This window comes from Variovorax sp. OV084 (assembly GCF_900111625.1).
GTDB lineage: Bacteria > Pseudomonadota > Gammaproteobacteria > Burkholderiales > Burkholderiaceae_C > Variovorax.
The window spans coordinates 305,624-322,818 of the sequence record NZ_FOII01000004.1; the positions used below are offsets into that span (position 1 = coordinate 305,624).

12 protein-coding genes are annotated in these 17,195 nt (G+C 68.0%); 7 read left to right on the top strand and 5 right to left on the bottom strand.

Annotation, left to right across the window (positions count from 1 at the left end):
* Positions 1-82: 82 nt before the first annotated feature.
* From glgX to BMW87_RS14200, 3 genes are all read right to left on the bottom strand, one after another.
* A complete protein-coding gene (gene glgX / locus BMW87_RS14185; RefSeq protein WP_093076952.1) occupies positions 83-2,170 on the bottom strand; it encodes a glycogen debranching protein GlgX in 2,088 nt (695 codons plus the stop codon).
* Between the two features lie 579 nt (positions 2,171-2,749).
* A complete protein-coding gene (gene glgB, locus BMW87_RS14195; protein WP_093076954.1) occupies positions 2,750-4,921 on the bottom strand; it encodes a 1,4-alpha-glucan branching protein GlgB in 2,172 nt (723 codons plus the stop codon).
* A 5-nt stretch (positions 4,922-4,926) separates the two neighbouring features.
* Positions 4,927-6,594: an alpha-glucosidase gene (locus BMW87_RS14200; protein WP_093076955.1), complete on the bottom strand. Its 1,668-nt coding sequence runs from the start codon at positions 6,592-6,594 to the stop codon at positions 4,927-4,929.
* A gap of 131 nt (positions 6,595-6,725) precedes the next feature.
* Between BMW87_RS14200 and BMW87_RS14205 the strand changes: the two genes are divergently transcribed.
* Genes BMW87_RS14205 through BMW87_RS14215 form a run of 3 tightly spaced genes read left to right on the top strand, consistent with a single transcriptional unit; the run spans position 6,726 to position 9,292 of the window.
* Positions 6,726-8,183, top strand: coding sequence for an NAD(P)-binding domain-containing protein (locus tag BMW87_RS14205; RefSeq protein WP_093076957.1), 1,458 nt, complete (start codon positions 6,726-6,728; stop codon positions 8,181-8,183).
* 3 nt (positions 8,184-8,186) lie between these two features.
* Positions 8,187-8,699, top strand: coding sequence for a CMD domain-containing protein (locus tag BMW87_RS14210; RefSeq protein ID WP_093076958.1), 513 nt, complete (start codon positions 8,187-8,189; stop codon positions 8,697-8,699).
* Complete coding sequence (locus tag BMW87_RS14215) at positions 8,696-9,292, top strand: peroxidase-related enzyme (protein ID WP_093076960.1); 597 nt, start codon at positions 8,696-8,698, stop codon at positions 9,290-9,292. Before BMW87_RS14210 ends, BMW87_RS14215 begins: the two co-directional genes overlap by 4 nt.
* On the opposite strand, the gene BMW87_RS14220 is transcribed toward BMW87_RS14215, so the two are convergent.
* Both BMW87_RS14220 and BMW87_RS14225 read right to left on the bottom strand, forming a co-directional pair.
* Complete coding sequence (locus tag BMW87_RS14220; RefSeq protein ID WP_093076961.1) at positions 9,287-10,366, bottom strand: NAD/NADP octopine/nopaline dehydrogenase family protein; 1,080 nt, start codon at positions 10,364-10,366, stop codon at positions 9,287-9,289. The two genes, BMW87_RS14215 and BMW87_RS14220, sit on opposite strands and share 6 nt — an antisense overlap.
* Positions 10,359-11,333, bottom strand: a complete 975-nt coding sequence (locus tag BMW87_RS14225) for a Bug family tripartite tricarboxylate transporter substrate binding protein (protein ID WP_093076963.1) — start codon at positions 11,331-11,333, stop codon at positions 10,359-10,361. The genes BMW87_RS14220 and BMW87_RS14225 overlap by 8 nt, the downstream gene beginning before the upstream one ends.
* A 161-nt stretch (positions 11,334-11,494) precedes the next feature.
* Here BMW87_RS14225 and leuS point away from each other — a divergent pair, with 161 nt between their 5' ends.
* The 4 genes from leuS (at position 11,495) to BMW87_RS14245 (ending at position 17,150) form a co-directional block, all read left to right on the top strand.
* Positions 11,495-14,125 carry a leucine--tRNA ligase gene (gene leuS / locus BMW87_RS14230; RefSeq protein WP_093076964.1) on the top strand — a complete coding sequence of 877 codons (2,631 nt, stop codon included), beginning with the start codon at positions 11,495-11,497 and terminating at the stop codon, positions 14,123-14,125.
* A gap of 11 nt (positions 14,126-14,136) precedes the next feature.
* A complete protein-coding gene (gene lptE, locus BMW87_RS14235; protein WP_093076966.1) occupies positions 14,137-14,676 on the top strand; it encodes an LPS-assembly lipoprotein LptE in 540 nt (179 codons plus the stop codon).
* 28 nt (positions 14,677-14,704) lie between these two features.
* Positions 14,705-15,778, top strand: coding sequence for a DNA polymerase III subunit delta (gene holA, locus BMW87_RS14240; protein WP_093076968.1), 1,074 nt, complete (start codon positions 14,705-14,707; stop codon positions 15,776-15,778).
* A gap of 79 nt (positions 15,779-15,857) precedes the next feature.
* The gene (locus BMW87_RS14245) at positions 15,858-17,150 is read left to right on the top strand and encodes a glutamate-5-semialdehyde dehydrogenase (RefSeq protein WP_093076969.1); all 1,293 of its coding nucleotides are present in this window, start codon (positions 15,858-15,860) and stop codon (positions 17,148-17,150) included.
* Positions 17,151-17,195: the final 45 nt, after the last annotated feature.

Below are 17,195 nucleotides of genomic sequence, written 5' to 3' on the forward strand. Positions count from 1 at the left end.
CCGTTCGTTCGATCGTTCGCTTGTTGGAATTCGCCGTCAGAGTTTCTGCATCGAGACTAGCACCGCGCCGCGCGCCTGGCTCCTACGTTCTTGCAATCCCGATGCTTGAAAAAGGCACTTGTGCCGTGTCGCCGAGCGGTTGGCCCACCTCGCCCGGGTCGAGCCCGGGGTCGGTGGAAAGGCTCAGGCGCCACGTGCCCGCGGGCAGCGTGAAGGACACGGCCTGCGGGCCTGCGTTCACCATCACCAGCCACGCGCTGCCGTCCTCGTCGGTGCCATCGCCGAAGAGGACTGCAAGGGCCGTGCCCGTGCTGCTCCAGTCGGCGGGCGTCATCGGCTCGCCGTCGGGGCGCAGCCACCGGATGCCCGGTGGCGTGCCCTGCGGCGCTTCGGCCGGCCACCAGCGGGTGCTGCGCAGGGCCGGGGCCTCGCGGCGCAAGGCGGCCAGGCGCGCCACGAAGGCGCTCATGCGGGCGGCGTCGCTGCCGGGGGCGGACGCGCCTATCCATGCGAGCCAGGTGGTTTCGTTGTCCTGGCAGTAGGCGTTGTTGTTGCCCTGCTGGCTGTGGCCGAGCTCGTCGCCGGCCAGCAGCATGGGCGTGCCCTGGGACAGCATCAGCGTGGCGAGCAGCGCGCGCTGCAGGCGACTGCGCAAGGCCAGCACGGCGGGGTCGTCGCTCGGGCCCTCGACGCCGCAGTTGTTGCTCATGTTGTGGCCGTGGCCGTCGCGGTTGTCCTCGCCGTTGGCGAGGTTGTGGCGCTCGTTGTAGCTCACGAGGTCGCGCAGCGTGAAGCCGTCGTGCGCGGTGACGAAGTTGACGCTCGCGGTCGGCGCGCGGCCGTTGTGCGCAAACTGGGTGCTGGAGGCGGTGAAGCGATGGGCGAAGTCGCCGAGGCTGGCCTTGTCGTCGTGGTCCTGCCGCAGCCAGAAGCCACGCTGCGTGTCGCGGTAGCGGTCGTTCCATTCGAGCCAGCCGGGTGGGAACTCGCCGAGGCGGTAGCCGCCCGGGCCGATGTCCCATGGCTCGGCAATGAGCAGCGTGCGCGAGAGCACCGGGTCCTGGGCGATGGCGGCGAAGAAGGGCGCGCGCGCATCGAACCCCCGTTGTGCATCGCGCCCGAGCACCGGGGCGAGATCGAAGCGAAAGCCGTCCACGCCCATCTCGCAGGCCCAGAAGCGCAGGCTGTCCATCACCAGCTGCAGCACGCGCGGCTCGCCGAGGTTGAGGCAGTTGCCGCAACCGGTCCAGTTCTCGTAGAGGGCGCGGTCGTCGGGGCGCAGGTGGTAGTAAAGGGCGTTGTCGATGCCGCGCAGCGAGAGCGTGGGGCCGAGCTCGTCGGTTTCGGCGCTGTGGTTGTAGACGACGTCTATCACCAGTTCCATGCCGCGCGCGTGGATGGCGTCGGCCATGGCGCGGAATTCGCCGGCGGGGGTGGTGCCGGGGCGGCCGCTCCAGTAGCGGGCTTCGGGGGCGAACCAGCCGATGGTGGTGTAGCCCCAGTAGTTGCTCAGGCCCATGTGCTGCAGGCGCTGCTCGTCTGCTCGGTGCTGGACGGGCATGAGGCTCAGGGTTGTGATGCCCAGGGCCTGGAGGTGGTCGAGTACGGCGGGTTCTGCCAGGCCGGCGTAGGTACCTCTCAGGGCTGCGGGGACGGCGGGGTGGAGCTTTGTCTGGCCTTTTACGTGCAGCTCATAGAGGACTCGGTCGCCTGCTGCGATGCGCGCGTGGCCGGGAGGGGCTGCTGGTGCCGGACCGGGTGCAGCTACCCGGGCCTTGAGGGCTACTGCGGCGTTGTCTCGGGTGTCTCTCTTGTCTGGGTTCGCTGGGTCGTGGCCCAGGAAGATGTCGCTGCCGTCGTAGTTGCTCACGATCTCTTTGGCGTAGGGATCGAGCAGGAGCTTGGCTGGGTTGAAGCGGGTTCCCTCTTGAGGGGACCAGGGGCCGTGGACTCGGTAGCCGTAGACCAGGCCTGGAGATGCGCTGGGGAGGTGGCCGTGCCAGATGCCGTTTGTTTGTGCTGGCAGTTTCAGGCGTTGTTGTTCGTTTTTGCCTGTGGTGTCGAAGATGCAGAGTTCTACTGCTTCTGCTGTTGGGGCTGCCAAGGCGAAGTTCACGCCTTGGTGTGAAGGTGTTGCGCCCAAGGGGAAGGGGGTGCCTGGGCTCAGCATTTGGCTGGCCTTTGGGTGGGTTTGCTTTCCGAGGCCGGGACTCGCCCCGGCGGGCGAGCTACTTTCTTTTGCTTCGCCAAAAGAAAGTAGCCAAAGAAAAAGCGACCCCACTGTCTGCGACCCCTTCGCGTAGCGAAGGGGCAACCTGCGGTGCTCGCGTTTCGCGGGGTCTCGCCCAAACTCGCTTCGCTCAGACAAGGGCGAGCCCTGATCCGCGAAACGCTGCGCTCCTCGGCGCAGCCAGAGGGGAGGGGAAACGGAACGGGCCTTTGCTTCGCTCGGCTTGGTATTGGCTGTTCGGGGGCCGAGCGCAGCGAAGGCCTGCTGGGTTCCCCCAACCCTTCTGGCTGTGCCGAGGAGCGCAGACGTAGACGGGATCAGGGCCGCAGCTGTTTGAGCGAAGCGAGTTCTGCGGACCCCCGTCTACGTCGAGCACCGCAGGTTGCCCGTAGCGAAGCGTAGGGACGCAGACAGCAGGGTCGCCTTTCTTTTGCCTACTTTTCTTTGGCGAAGCAAAGAAAAGTAGGTCGGCCGCCGGGCCGAGACCCGGCCCCGGAAAACAAACCAGACCCAGGCAATTCAAGCCAACACCCACATCACGGTAGCCAACGGCGGCACGCTGACAGAAACAGAGTCCGCCTTCCCATGCCAAGGCACAGGAGCACTTTCAACAACCCCGTTCCCCACGCCACTCCCCCCATAAACCGCCCCATCCGTATTGATGACCTCCCGGTAGGAACCCGAAGCAGGAACCCCCAACCGATACCCATGCCGAGGCACAGGCGTGAAGTTGCAAACAGCCACAACAAACGCCCCATCCCGCCCCCGCCGCACGAACGCAAACACCGACTGATCCGCATCGTCATGCACGATCCACTCGAACCCCGCCCCGTCATGGTCAAGCTCGTGCAACGCAGGAAAGTGCCGATACACGTTGTTCAAGTCGCGCACCAGCCGCCGCACTCCTTGGTGAGAGGCATGCTCCAGCAGATGCCAGTCCAGGCCGCGGTCCGCATTCCACTCCGCGTACTGCGCGAACTCCCCGCCCATGAACAACAACTTCTTGCCGGGATACGCCCAGAGGTACCCGTACAGGTTGCGCAGGCCAGCAAACCTCTGCCACTCGTCCCCGGGCATGCGCCCGATCAGCGATCCCTTGCCATGCACCACCTCGTCATGCGACAGCGGCAGCACGAAGTTCTCGCTGTGCGCGTACATCAGCCCGAAGGTGATCTGCTGGTGATGGTGCTTGCGATAGACCGGGTCTGTGCCCGCATACGACAGCGTGTCGTTCATCCAGCCCATGTTCCACTTGTAGTGAAACCCCAGCCCGCCGTCTTCCGGCGGACGGGTCACGCCGGGAAAACTCGTCGACTCCTCGGCCAGCGTCACCGCCCCCGGCCGCTCGACGCCCACCACGCGGTTCATGCGCCGCAGGAAGTCGATGGCCTCCAGGTTCTCGCGCCCGCCGAGCACGTTCGGCACCCACTCGCCGGCCTTGCGGCTGTAGTCGCGGTACAGCATCGATGCCACCGCATCCACGCGCAGGCCGTCCACGCCGTAGCGCTCCAGCCAGTAGAGCGCATTGCCGACCAGGTAGTTGCGCACCTCTGTGCGGGCGTAGTTGAAGATCAGCGTCTGCCAGTCGTTGTGGAAGCCCTCGCGCGGGTCGGCGTACTCGTACAGCGCCGTGCCGTCGAAGCGGCCGAGGCCGTGCGAATCGGTCGGGAAGTGCGCGGGCACCCAGTCGAGGATCACGCCCAGCCCGGCCGCATGCGCGGCCTCGACGAAATGCCGGAAGTCGCCCGGCGTGCCGAAGCGCGAGGTCGGCGCGTACAGGCCGATCGGCTGGTAGCCCCACGAGCCGTCGAAGGGGTGCTCGGTGATCGGCAGCAGCTCGATGTGCGTGAAGCCCAGGTCGCGCACGTAGGGCACCAGCGTGTCGGCCAGGTCGCGGTAGTCCAGCCATTCGTGACCGTTCTTGCGGCGCCATGAGCCCAGGTGCACTTCGTAGATGCTGATCGGCGCGTGGCGCTCGTTTGCGGCGGCACGGCCTTCGGGCATCTTTACCGGCGCGGGCAGGGGCTGCACCACGCAGGCCGTGTCGGGCCGCAGCTGCGACGAGAACGCGAAGGGGTCGGCCTTGCGCAGCACCTCGCCCTGCGCCGACAGGATCTCGAACTCGTAGCTGTCGCCGACGGTCACGTGCGGCGCGAAGATCTCCCACACGCCGCACTCGCGGCGCAGCCGCATCATGTGGCGCCGGCCGTCCCAGTTGTTGAAGTTGCCGACCACCGACACGCGCCGCGCATTCGGCGCCCAGACTGCGAAGGCCACGCCCTTGACGCCGTCCATCTCGCGGATGTGCGCGCCCAGCCGCTCCCACGGTCGCAGGTGCGTGCCTTCGGCCAGCAGCCAAACATCGGTTTCGCCGAGCACGAACGGAAAGCGATACGGGTCTTCCAGCCGCGAGGTGTGCGCCTCCCAGTCGACCTGGAACGAGTAGCCCATGCGGGCTTCGGCCGCCGGAACCAGCCCGCTGAACAGGTCCGAGCCTTCGTGCCGCGCGAGGATGGCCAGCGGCCAGCCGGTGCGCGAATGCACCACGGCCACGCGCTGCGCGCCGGGTAGCAGCGCGCGCACTTCCAGGCCTTCGGGCCTCTCGTGCGGGCCCAGCACGGCAAACGGGTCGCCGTGCTCCGCGCGCATCAGCGCATGGACTTCGGACTCGGGCAGCGGCTTCAAGGGCATGGTGGTCAGCTTCGTCCTTCAACGGCGGGTGTGCCGAAGAAGACGCCGTACGGCGCCAGCGTCAGCATGCGCTTTTCATCCACGGTCTGCATGACGGCGGTGTGCTCAAGCGGCTGTCCGACGAGAGGCATCAGCCCGTCGGGCAACGGCATCGATACCGGCTCGCTCCCTAAGTTGAAGACCGCCCGCAGCGAGAGTTTTCCGTCGCGCCGCTCGAAGTGCAGCAGTGGCTCGGGTGCGTCGATGAAGCGGATGCCACCGGTGCGCAGCAGCGGTTGCGTGCGCCGCCAGTGCAGCAGCGTGCGGCTGAAGGCCAGCATCGACCCAGGGTCCGCGGCCTGTCGTTCGACGGCCAGCGGCAGGTGGGCGCCGTACACCGGCAGCCAGGGCGCGCCGGTGGTGAAGCCGCCATTCGGCGCCTCGGCGGTCCATGGCATCGGTGTGCGGCAGCCGTCGCGGCCCTTGAACTCGGGCCAGAAGGCGCGGCCGTACGGGTCTTGCAGCAGTTCGAACGGCACTTCGGCCTCGGGCAGGCCCAGTTCCTCGCCCTGGTAGATGCTCGCGCTGCCGCGCAGCGCGAGCAGCAGCGTCAGCCAGAGCCGGTCGCGGCGCGTGTCGGGTGCGCCGCCGTCGCTCCAGCGCGTGGCGACGCGCGGCACGTCGTGGTTCGACATTGCCCAGCAGCCCCAGCCGTTCGTGGGTTCGAGCGCCTCGTCAAGGGCTTCGACCTGGTGGCGCAGGTGCTTGGGACTGTGGTCGGCCGTCAGCAGGCTGAAGCTGTAGGCCTGGTGCAGGCGCTTGCCGCGGTCGGTGTACTGCGCCATGACGGGAGGCGCGTTCTCGTCGCCGACCTCACCCAGCGCCACCGCGCCGTAGCCGTCGAGCAGCCGGCGCAGGCTCTCGAGGAACGCCAGGTTCTCGTGCTGGCTCTTGTCGTACAGATGCTGCTGCATCGCATAGGGGTTGTCGGCGCGCACCGTGCTGACTTCGCCTATCGAGGCCAGCGAGGCCGGCGGGTTGTCGCGCAGCTGCGCGTCGTGAAACTGGTGGTTGCAGGCGTCGAAGCGAAAGCCGTCCACGCCGCGCTCGCACCAGAAGCGCACCTCGCCCAGCAGCGCCTCCTGCACTTCGGGGCAATGGAAGTTGAGGTCGGGCTGCTCCGCCAGGAAGCTGTGCAGGTAGTACTGCCGCCGGCGCGAATCCCACTGCCAGGCCGAGCCGCCGAACACCGACAGCCAGTTGGTGGGCGGCGTGCCGTCGGGCTTGGGGTCGGCCCACACGTACCAGTCGGCCTTGGGGTTGTCGCGGCTCGAGCGGCTCTCGGCGAACCAAGCGTGCTGGTCGGACGTGTGCGACAACACCTGGTCGATGACGAGCTTCAGGCCCAGTTCGTGCATCCGCGCCAGCATGGCGTCGAAGTCGGCCAGCGTGCCGAACATCGGGTCTACGGCGCGGTAATCGGCCACGTCGTAGCCGAAGTCCTTCATCGGCGAACGGAAGAAAGGAGAAACCCAGATGGCATCGACGCCGAGGCTGGCCACGTGCTCGAGCCGGGACGTGATGCCCGGCAGGTCGCCGATGCCATCGCCGTCGCTGTCCATGAAGCTGCGCGGGTAGATCTGGTAGATCACCGCACCGCGCCACCATTCGCTGCTGTCGGTATTGCTGCCCATGCCGGTCCCTGTGGTCTGAAATCATTGTGGCATGCGAAATTCGGGCCAGTGATACGCAGGTGCGGGGCGGTGGTGCATGGCGCGAAGACCCGTGAAGCTTTCTACACTGGGCGCCGCTCCCGCTTTTCAAAATGACGACATCAGATTCCGCCTCTTCTTCCCTCGCCGCGCTCGAAGCGCGGCTCGCCCAGGACCTCGAATACCTCGGCTGGCCCGGGCGCAACTGGATGCCCGCGCGGCAAGTCGGCGGTGAACCGGTGCTCGACGTGGCCGTCATCGGCGGCGGGCAGGCCGGCCTGGCTGCCTCGGTCGCGCTGGCGCAATTGGGCATTCGCGCGGTGGTGTTCGACCGCTCGCCCGCGGGCAGCGAAGGCCCCTGGGCGACCACGGCGCGCATGGAGACGCTGCGCTCGCCCAAGGAGCTCACCGGTCCCGCGCTGGGCCTGCCGTCGCTCACCTTCCGGGCGTGGTTCGAGGCCCAGTTCGGGCTGGAGGCCTGGACGGCGATGGACAAGATCCCGCGCCTGCAGTGGATGGACTACCTGGTCTGGTACCGCCGCGTGATGGGCGTGGACGTGCGCAACGACACGGCCGTGACCGGCATTCATCCGCTGACCGATGCCACCGGCGTGCGCCTCGACCTGCGCACGCCGCAAGGCGAACGCAGCGTGCTGGCGCGCCGGGTCGTCCTCGCCACCGGGCGAGACGGCCTCGGCGGGCCGGCCATTCCCGCTTTCGTCAACGCGCTGCCGCGCTCGAAATGGGCGCACTCCTCCGACGAGATGGACTACGGCCGGCTCAAGGGCCTGCGCGTGGGCGTGGTCGGCGCGGGCTCCTCGGCCATGGACAGCGCAGGCACCGCGCTGGAGGCCGGCGCGCACAGCGTCGAGCTGCTGATCCGCCGGCCCGACCTGCCGCGCGTCAACAAGGGCAAGGGCGCGGGCGTGCCGGGGCTCACGCAGGGTCACTACGACCTGCCCGACGAACTCAAGTGGCGCATCCGCCACTACATCAACGTGGCGAACGTGCCGCCGCCGCACGGCAGCACGCTGCGGGTGTCGGGGCACGCCAATGCCTTCTTCAACTTCGGCTGTCCGATCCTGGCCATCGAGCCGAAGGGCGATTCGATGCGCGTGTCGACGCCGAAGGGCGACTTCGAATTCGACTTCCTCATCGTCTCGACCGGCTTCAAGGTCGACTGGCCGAACCGCCCCGAGTTCGACGGCATCGCCGCCCAGGTGCGCACCTGGAAAGACCGCTTCGTACCCGCCCCCGGCGACGAAGACCAGGAACTGGCCGACTCGCCCGACCTCGGGCCGGTCTTCGAATTCCAGGAGCGCGTGCCGGGCGAATGCCCGGGGCTTGGGCGCATCCACTGCTTCTGCTACCCGGCGGCGCTGTCGCACGGCACGGTGTCGGGCGACATCCCGGCCATCAGCGACGGCGCCAAGCGGCTGGCGAGCGGCATCGCCAGCCTGTTCTACCGCGAAGACTTCGACCACCACTACGCCAACCTCGAGGCCTACGCCGAGCCGGAACTCTTCGGCGACGAATGGACGCCCGCGCTGCCGCCTCAGGAAAGAAACTGAACCATGACAACCAGCACTCCCACTTCCGATGTGATCGATGCCGCCGTCCCGCTGGCGCCAGACCACCCCACCTGGGCGCTGCGGCGCCAGCGCGACAAGGTCGTCGCCGCGACGCAAGGCAGCTACGACGCGATGTTTTCCCCGGCCGTCGAAGGCCTGTCAGTGAGCGAGCGGCTGCTGGTGGCGCTGCATGCCTGCCGCGTGTCGAAGGCGGACAGCCTTGCCGCGCACTACCGCGACCGGCTGGCGGCCGAAGGCGCGGACAGCGCCCTGACGGCGGCGGTGGACGCCGGCAAGCCCGTGGCCGATGCGCGCCTGCAGGCCGTGCGGGCCTTCACCGGCAAGCTGATCGAACGCCCCATCGAGGGCGACAAGGCGGCTGTGCAATCGCTGGTCGACAGCGGCCTTTCGACGCCCGCCATCGTGGCGATGAGCCAGCTGATCGCCTTCCTGTCGTACCAGATCCGCGTTGCCGCGGGCCTGAAGGCACTGGCAGCGGTGGAGGTGGCGGCATGATGGCCCCGATCCGCATCAAGGGCTTCACCAACGAGGTGCTGAAGTGGAAGCCGTGGCTCGACACGGTGAACGTCGACACCGCCACGCCGGCGCAACTGGCGGCGCTGGACGAGATGAGCCCGCAGGCGCGCACGTCGCCGTACTTTCTGGTGCTGGCGCATCAGCCCGAGATACTGTTGCAGCGCTCGATCGCCTTCAACGCGATCATGTTCGCTCCGGGCGGCATGCCGCGCGCCGAGCGCGAGCTGGGTGCCACGGTGGAGTCGCGCGTCAACGGTTGCGTGTACTGCGCCTCGGTGCATGCGCAGCGCTTCGAGCAGCTGGCCAAGCGCAACGACGTGATCTCGCAGGTGTTCGAGGAGCCGGCGGGCGCCGGCACCACGGCGCGCGAGAAGGCCATCGTCGAGTTTTCGATCCGTCTTGGCGCGGAACCCGACAAGGTCTCGGCCGACGACGTGCGCGGGTTGAAGGAGGTCGGGCTGACCGAGCTGGAAATACTCGACCTGATCCATTCGGTTGCCATCTTCGCCTGGGCCAACCGGCTGATGCTCAACCTCGGGGAGCCGGTGTTCCCCGAAGCAGACGGTTCATAGGCGCGCGAGCAGCCCGGCGACAGTTTCGTTCGCCAGGCCCAGCGGTTCGAGCAGGTCGTTTTCGCGGCGGAAGTCGACGCCGTTGACCAGCGAGGCTGCTTCCACGATGGTGCGCGTCGCGGGTGTCGGCACGCCGGCGATGGCGCCCAGCGCCTCGACGAACGCCAGGCCGTAGGGCATGTCCTCGGTCACGTAGCGGGTGTCGACCTGCGTGGGGCCGGGCGGGCCGCCGCGCTTGGCGTGCAGTTCGGCGGCAATGTCTTCGAGCTTTTCCGACGTGGTGCCGAAGGAGCGCGCGAAGTGCGCCTCGATGGGGCCGAGCTCGATGCCGAAGGCTGCCGCCACGGCGCGGCGTTCCTGGTCAAGCGCCTCGATAGCGCGCGACACGCCGGGCGTCATGCAGTGGTACTGCGCCCAGTTCTCGGCGCGCTCGATGCGGGTCCAGTTGAAGACCGCGAGCGGGCCGTGCGACTGCGGATTGACGTTGGCCAGGGCGCTGGCAAGGGCGCCGTCCTGCGCGGAGAAGCCGTCGCCGAAGAGGGCGGTGCACAGCGCGACGGCTTCGCCGACTTTTGAGCCGGGCAGGGCGGAGACGCCGACGGCCTTGCGTCGCGTCATCACCCTGACCTGCGTGCCCGATTCGCGGCGCGCGGTCAGAACGGTCGTGCCGAAGCTGGCGACATTGATCTGCCGGCCGGCGCGGCGGGCTGCTTCATGAAGATAGAGCGACGACAGCGAGGCCATTGAGCTGACGATCACGGTCTGGCCGTCGCGCAGAGAGGGCAAGAGCGCATCCATCACGCGCTTGTGGCCGTTGACCGGCAGGGCCAGCAGCAGTACGTCCGAGGCCGCGCACAGCCCGGCCGCGTCGTCGGCAACCTCGACGGTCACTGAAAACGACTGGATGCCGCTGGCCTCCAGTGCCTGCGTGCGCAAGGCTTCTGCTCCCTGGCCGCCCGGCGACCACATGGTGACGCTGTGGCCCGCCTGCCGCAGCCAAGCCGCGCTGGCCAGCGCGATTGCCCCGGCGCCCGCGATGCCGACGCGGTACTTCTTGCCCGGAACCTCAGTCAACCTTGATCCCGCCCTGCTTGATCACCTTCGCCCAGCGCTGGCTGTCTTCCGTCACGACCTTGCCCAAGGCAGCCGGGCCGCCACAGGTGTTCACCGCGCCCAACTGGGCGAAGCGCTGCTTCGTCTCCGGCAGGTTGCACACCTCGAGCAGCGCCGCCGACAGCTTCTCGACGCTCGCCGCCGGCATGCGCGCAGGCGCCATCACGCCGACCCAGACCGGCACTTCCATTCCCGGCAGGCCGGTGGCCTCGCCGATGGTGGGGGCCGAACCCATGCTGGGAAGGGAAACCCGGGAGAAGGTGCCGAGCACGCGCGCCTTGCCGCTGGCGACCATGGGTTCGATCGAGGCCACGCTGGTGACGATGGCGGCTACCTGCCCGCCCAGCAGGTCCGTCATGGCGGGCGCGGCGCCCCGGTAGGGCACGTGCAGCAGGTTCGTGCCGCTCGCCTGCGCCAGCAGCGCCCCGGTCAGGTGCGAGACGGTGCCGTTGCCGGTCGAGGCGTAGGTCACCTGGCCCGGCCTGGCCTTGGCGTCGCGCAGCACGTCGGCCACCGTCTTGTAGGGGCTCTCGGTGCGCACGGACAGCGTCATCGGCGTGTCGGCCACCAGGGCCACCGGCACCAGCTCGTGCACCGGGTCGTAGGGGAGCTTGGGCTGCAGGCGGGGGGCGATCGTGATCGCGCCGCCGGTGGCCAGCAGCACCGTGGCCCCGTCGGTCGCCTTGGCCACCGCGTCGGCGGCCACGATGCCGCCAGCGCCGGCCTTGTTGTCGATGATGACGGGCTGGCCCAGCTTGTCGGTGAGCTTGGCGCCCAGGTAGCGCGCGATCACGTCCTGCGCGCCGCCGGTGGCGAAGGGCACGACGATGCGCAGGGGCTTGTCGTTCTGCTGGGCCCACAGGGGCGTGGCGGCGAGGCCGACGGCGGCCGCTAGGCCCAGGGCGAGGTGTTTCAGGCGCAGTTTCATGGTGTTCCAGGCGGTGCGAAAAACCTGTCGGACGGCAGGCGTTACCCGCGCAACACGCAGGTTACGTGCCCCGAGTCTAGAGTCTGCCGGCCGGGGCTTTCGCCCGGGCGCGATAATCCCGCGTTCCCGGCCGCTCCGAGCCGGGCTCTTGCCGAACCGCCATGAATCCCAGCTACAAACCCAGCGACGTCGAGTCCGCTGCCCAGGCGCAATGGAGCGCCGCCGATGCCTACCGCGTCACCGAGGACACGAGCCGCAAGAAGTACTACGCCTGCTCGATGCTGCCGTACCCCAGCGGCAAGCTGCACATGGGCCATGTGCGCAACTACACGATCAACGACATGCTCACGCGCCACCTGCGCATGAGCGGCTACAACGTGCTGATGCCCATGGGCTGGGACGCCTTCGGCCTGCCGGCCGAGAACGCAGCGCTGAAGAACGGCGTGCCGCCGGCCAAGTGGACCTACGAGAACATCGCCTACATGAAGGGCCAGCTCCAGGCCATGGGCCTGGCCATCGACTGGAGCCGCGAGATCGCCACCTGCGATCCGAGCTACTACAAGTGGAACCAGTGGCTGTTCCTGAAGATGCTCGAAAAGGGCATTGCCTACCGCAAGACCCAGGTCGTCAACTGGGACCCGGTCGACCAGACCGTGCTGGCCAACGAGCAGGTGATCGACGGCAAGGGCTGGCGCACCGGCGCGACGGTCGAGCGCCGCGAGATCCCGGGCTACTACCTGAAGATCAGCGACTACGCCGAGGAACTGCTCGAACACACCCAGCACAAGCTGCCGGGCTGGCCCGAGCGCGTCAAGCTGATGCAGGAAAACTGGATCGGCAAGAGCGAGGGCCTGCGCTTCGCCTTCACGCATGACATCAAGGACGCGAGCGGCAAGCTGATCCAGGACGGACGCATGTACGTGTTCACCACGCGCGCCGACACCATCATGGGCGTGACCTTCTGCGCCGTGGCGCCCGAGCATCCGCTGGCCGCGCATGCCGCCACGCTCGACCCCAAGGTCGCGGCCTTCATCGAGGAGTGCAAGAGCGGCGGCACCACCGAGGCCGAACTCGCCACGCAAGAGAAGAAGGGCGTGCCCACCGGCCTGACTGTCAAGCACCCGATCACCGAGGAGCAGGTGCCCGTGTGGGTCGGCAACTACGTGCTGATCGGCTACGGCGACGGCGCCGTGATGGGCGTGCCCGCGCACGACGAGCGCGACTTCGCCTTCGCCAACAAGTACGGCATCGAGATCATCCAGGTGGTGCTGGTCGACGACGAGCCGCACTTCGACTATCACAAGTGGCAGGACTGGTACGCCGACAAGCAGCGCGGCGTGACCATCAATTCCGACAACTTCAGCGGCATGTCGTACAAAGAGGCCGTGGCCGCCGTGGCGCATGCGTTGGGCCAGAAGGACCTGGGTGAGCTGCAGACCACCTGGCGCCTGCGCGACTGGGGCGTGAGCCGCCAGCGCTACTGGGGCACGCCGATCCCGATCATCCATTGCGACGAACACGGCGCAGTGCCGGTGCCCGAGAAAGACCTGCCCGTGGTGCTGCCCACCGACTGCGTGCCGGACGGCTCGGGCAACCCGCTGCACAAGCACGAAGGCTTCCACGCCGGCGTGGTCTGCCCCGTCTGCGGCAAGCCCGCGCGGCGCGAGACCGACACGATGGACACCTTCGTCGATTCGTCGTGGTACTTCATGCGCTACTGCGACCCGAAGAACGAAGAGGCGATGGTGGCCGGCGGCGCCGACTACTGGATGCCGATGGACCAATACATCGGCGGCATCGAGCACGCGATTCTTCACCTGCTGTACGCGCGCTTCTGGACCAAGGTGATGCGCGACCTTGGCCTCGTGAAGGCCGACGAGCCCTTCAGCAAGCTGCTCACCCAGGGCATGGTGCTCAACCACATCTTCTACAAGCGCAATGAAAAGGGCGGCAAGGACTACTTCCCGCCCAGCGAAGTCGCGACGGTGCTCGATGCGCAGGGCCGCATCACCGGCGGCACCACCGCCGACGGCACGAAGGTCGAGTACGGCGGCGTGGGCAAGATGGGCAAGAGCGAACGCAACGGCGTCGACCCGCAGGACCTGATCGAGAAATACGGCGCCGACACCGCGCGCCTGTACACCATGTTCACCGCACCGCCCGAAGCCACGCTCGAGTGGAACGACGCGGCCGTCGAAGGCAGCTACCGCTTCCTGCGCCGGGTGTGGAATTTCGGCGTGGCGCAGGCGGACGTGGCGCCGGTGGCTGTCAGCGGCCAGACCTTCGGCAAGAATGCCCAGGCGCTGCGCCGCGAGGTGCACACCGTGCTGCGCCAGATCGACTACGACTACCAGCGCATGCAATACAACACGGTGGTGTCGGGCGCGATGAAGCTGCTCAACGCGCTGGAAGGCTTCATGCCCGACGGCAGCGCGGGCGACGCGGCCGCGATGCGCGAGGGCTTCGGCATCCTGTTGCGCTGCCTCTACCCGGCCACGCCGCACATCGCCCAGCAGCTCTGGAACGAACTCGGCTACGACAAGGACCTGGGCGGCCTGCTCGACGCGCCCTGGCCCGCGGTCGACGTCGGTGCGCTGGTGCAGGACGAGATCGAGCTCATGCTGCAGGTCAACGGCAAGCTGCGCGGCAAGCTCAGCGTGCCGGCCGGCGCATCGAAGGACGAGATCGAGAAGCTCGCGCTCGCCTGCGACGATTTCGTCAACTTCGCCGAAGGCGCGCCGCCCAAGCGCGTGATCGTGGTTCCCGGCCGCCTGGTCAACGTGGTCCTTTGAACGACTCAAGCATGAACACTCGCAATGTCTCGCTGCCGCGCCGCGGCTTTCTTCTCGGATTGGCGGCGGCGGGCGCTTCGCTCGGCCTGGCCGGTTGCGGCTTCGAGCTGCGCAAGGCGCCTGTCTTCGCGTTCAAGACGCTGCAGGTGTCGGGCAACTCGGCCATGATCAACCAGATCCGGCGCGAGTTGCGGGCGACGGGCACTGTGACTCTGGTGACGCCCGACACGTCCACCGCCGGTGGTTCGTCGCCGGCCGCCGACGTGGTGCTGGAGATCCTGAGCGAGGACCGCAACCGCATCGTGATCTCGACCAACTCGGCCGGCCTGGTGCGCGAGCTGCAGCTTCAGTTGAAGGTGCGCTTCCGCCTGCGCACGCCGGGCGGTAAAGACCTGCTGCCGGCCACCGACGTCTCGCAGACGCGCGACCTGAGCTTCAACGAAACCAACGCGCTGGCCAAGGAAGGCGAAGCCGACCTGCTGTTCCGCGATATGCAGTCCGACATCGCGCAGCAGCTGATGCGCCGCCTGGCGGCCGTCAAGGAACTCTGAGCCTGCGCGCTCCGGCCATTCCATTTCCATGCAACTTGCCAGCGCCCAGCTCGGAGCCCACCTGCAGAAGGGCCTGAAGCCGCTCTACACGATCCACGGCGACGAGCCGCTGCTCGCGCAGGAAGCGGCCGACGCCATCCGCACCGCCGCGCGCGCGCAGGGTTACACCGAGCGCAGTTCTTACACCGTGGCCGGCGCGCACTTCGACTGGAGCGCGGTGCTCGCGGCCGGGGGCTCGCTCTCGCTGTTCGCAGACAAGCAGATCGTCGAGATCCGCATCCCCTCGGGCAAGCCCGGCAAGGACGGCAGCGCGGCCCTTCAGCAGATGGCCGAGTCCGCGCCCGGCAACGACAGCACGCTCACGCTGGTGATGCTGCCGCGGCTGGACAAGGCCACGCGCACCGGCGCCTGGTTCTCGGCGCTGGAGAACAACGGCGCGAGTATCCAGGTCGACCCGATCGAGCGCGGCGCGCTGCCGCAATGGATCGCGCAGCGCCTGGGCCAGCAGGGCCAGCGCGTGATGCCCGGCGACGAAGGCCAGCGCACGCTGCAGTTCTTTGCCGATCGCGTGGAGGGCAACCTGCTCGCCGCGCACCAGGAAATCCAGAAGCTCGCGCTGCTGCATCCGGCCGGCGAGCTGAGCTGGGAGCAGGTCGAAGGTGCGGTCAACAACGTGGCTCGCTACGACGTGTTCAAGCTGTCCGAAGCCGTGCTGGCCGGCAATCCGCAGCGCGTGGCGCGCATGCTCGATGGCCTGCAGGCCGAGGGCGAGGCCGAGGTGCTGGTGCACTACACGATTGCCGAGGACATCCGCGCGCTCAAGCGTGTGAAGGACGCCATGGCCTCGGGACGCCCGCTGCCGATGGCGCTGCGCGAGAACCGCATCTGGGGCCCGCGCGAGCGTGCCTTCGAGCGTGTGCTGCCGCGGCTGGACGACCGCATGCTGACCCGGCTGCTGCGCGCGGCGCATGTGGTGGACGGCATCGTGAAGGGGCTGAAGCAGCCCGACTGGCCAGCCAGCGGCTGGCAGGCCCTGCAGCGGCTGGCGCTGATGCTGTGCCGCGCCTGCAGCAGCGCGGCGACCGCTCCGCGACGCGCCTGACTCGGCCCGCGCACGATGGCTCCAGCCATCAAAAGGCCCGTGTAAGCCGGGTCACAGGTCGGCGTGGGAAAATGAACACATGAATGCGTTCAACGTCAGCGAGCACATGCAGACCCTGGGTCTGCAAGCCAAAGCCGCTGCATTCCTCATGGCCCGTGCGGATGCAGCTACCAAAAACATAGCATTGAAGGCGCTGGCCCGGCGTCTGCGCGAAGCCGGCCCGGTGCTGGCGGTCGCCAATCAGAAGGACCTGGAACGCGCCACCGCCGCCGGCCTCTCGGCGCCGATGGTCGATCGTCTCAAGCTCACGCCCAAGGTCATCGAGACCGTGGCCCTGGGCTGCGAGCAGCTCGCCGGCATGGCCGACGTCATCGGCGAAATCATCGGCATGAAGCAGCAGCCCAGCGGCATCCGCGTGGGCCAGATGCGCGTGCCGATCGGTGTCTTCGGCATGATCTACGAGAGCCGGCCCAACGTGACCATCGAGGCTGCGAGCCTTGCCATCAAGAGCGGCAACGCGGCCATCCTGCGCGGCGGCTCGGAAGCCATCGAGTCGAACAAGGCGCTGGCGCTGCTGGTGTCCGAGGCGCTGGCCGAAGCCGGCTTGCCGGTCGAGGCGGTGCAGCTGGTGCAGACCACCGACCGCGAGGCCGTCGGCCAGCTCATCGCCATGCCCGAGTTCGTCGACGTGATCATTCCGCGCGGCGGCAAGGGGCTGATCGAGCGCATCAGCCGCGACGCCAAGGTGCCGGTCATCAAGCACCTGGACGGCAACTGCCACGTCTACGTGGACGACACGGCCGAGTTCGACATGGCGCTGCGCATCGTCGACAACGCCAAGACCCAGAAGTACAGCCCCTGCAACGCCGCTGAAGGCCTGCTGGTGTCGGCGTCGGTGGCCGACGACTTCCTGCCCGAGATTGCCGCCATCTTCGCGGCCAAGGGTGTGGAAATGCGCTGCGACCCGGCCGCTGCCGCCATCCTGCGCGCCGACGAGGCGCTCGATCCGAAGGCCCGGGTGGTCGATGCGGTCGAGTCCGACTGGTCCGAGGAATACCTGGCCGCCGTCATCAGCATCAAGGTGGTGGCCGGCGTGGACGAGGCCATCGCGCACATCAACCGCTATTCGAGCCATCACACCGATGCCATCGTCACGCGCGACCACGTGCATGCGCAGCGCTTTCTGCGCGAGGTCGATTCGGCCAGCGTGATGGTCAATGCGAGCACACGCTTCGCGGATGGCTTCGAGTTCGGGCTGGGCGCCGAAATCGGCATCAGCACTGACAAGTTCCACGCCCGCGGTCCGGTGGGCATCGAAGGGCTGACCTCGCTCAAGTACGTGGTGCTGGGGCAGGGCGAAGTCCGGACCTGATCCGATGCGCCCGCGTGCGGTCTTGTCATTGGGGCGGCCATCCCC

Coding starts and splice junctions, on each gene's coding strand:
- BMW87_RS14215 (WP_093076960.1), top strand. CDS start 8,696: ATGATGGCCCCGATCCGCATCAAGGGCTTCACCAACGAGGTGCTGAAG.
- lptE (WP_093076966.1), top strand. CDS start 14,137: ATGAACACTCGCAATGTCTCGCTGCCGCGCCGCGGCTTTCTTCTCGGA.
- glgX (WP_093076952.1), bottom strand. CDS start 2,170: ATGCTGAGCCCAGGCACCCCCTTCCCCTTGGGCGCAACACCTTCACAC.
- BMW87_RS14210 (WP_093076958.1), top strand. CDS start 8,187: ATGACAACCAGCACTCCCACTTCCGATGTGATCGATGCCGCCGTCCCG.
- BMW87_RS14200 (WP_093076955.1), bottom strand. CDS start 6,594: ATGGGCAGCAATACCGACAGCAGCGAATGGTGGCGCGGTGCGGTGATC.
- BMW87_RS14205 (WP_093076957.1), top strand. CDS start 6,726: ATGACGACATCAGATTCCGCCTCTTCTTCCCTCGCCGCGCTCGAAGCG.
- BMW87_RS14245 (WP_093076969.1), top strand. CDS start 15,858: ATGAATGCGTTCAACGTCAGCGAGCACATGCAGACCCTGGGTCTGCAA.
- leuS (WP_093076964.1), top strand. CDS start 11,495: ATGAATCCCAGCTACAAACCCAGCGACGTCGAGTCCGCTGCCCAGGCG.
- glgB (WP_093076954.1), bottom strand. CDS start 4,921: ATGCCCTTGAAGCCGCTGCCCGAGTCCGAAGTCCATGCGCTGATGCGC.
- holA (WP_093076968.1), top strand. CDS start 14,705: ATGCAACTTGCCAGCGCCCAGCTCGGAGCCCACCTGCAGAAGGGCCTG.
- BMW87_RS14225 (WP_093076963.1), bottom strand. CDS start 11,333: ATGAAACTGCGCCTGAAACACCTCGCCCTGGGCCTAGCGGCCGCCGTC.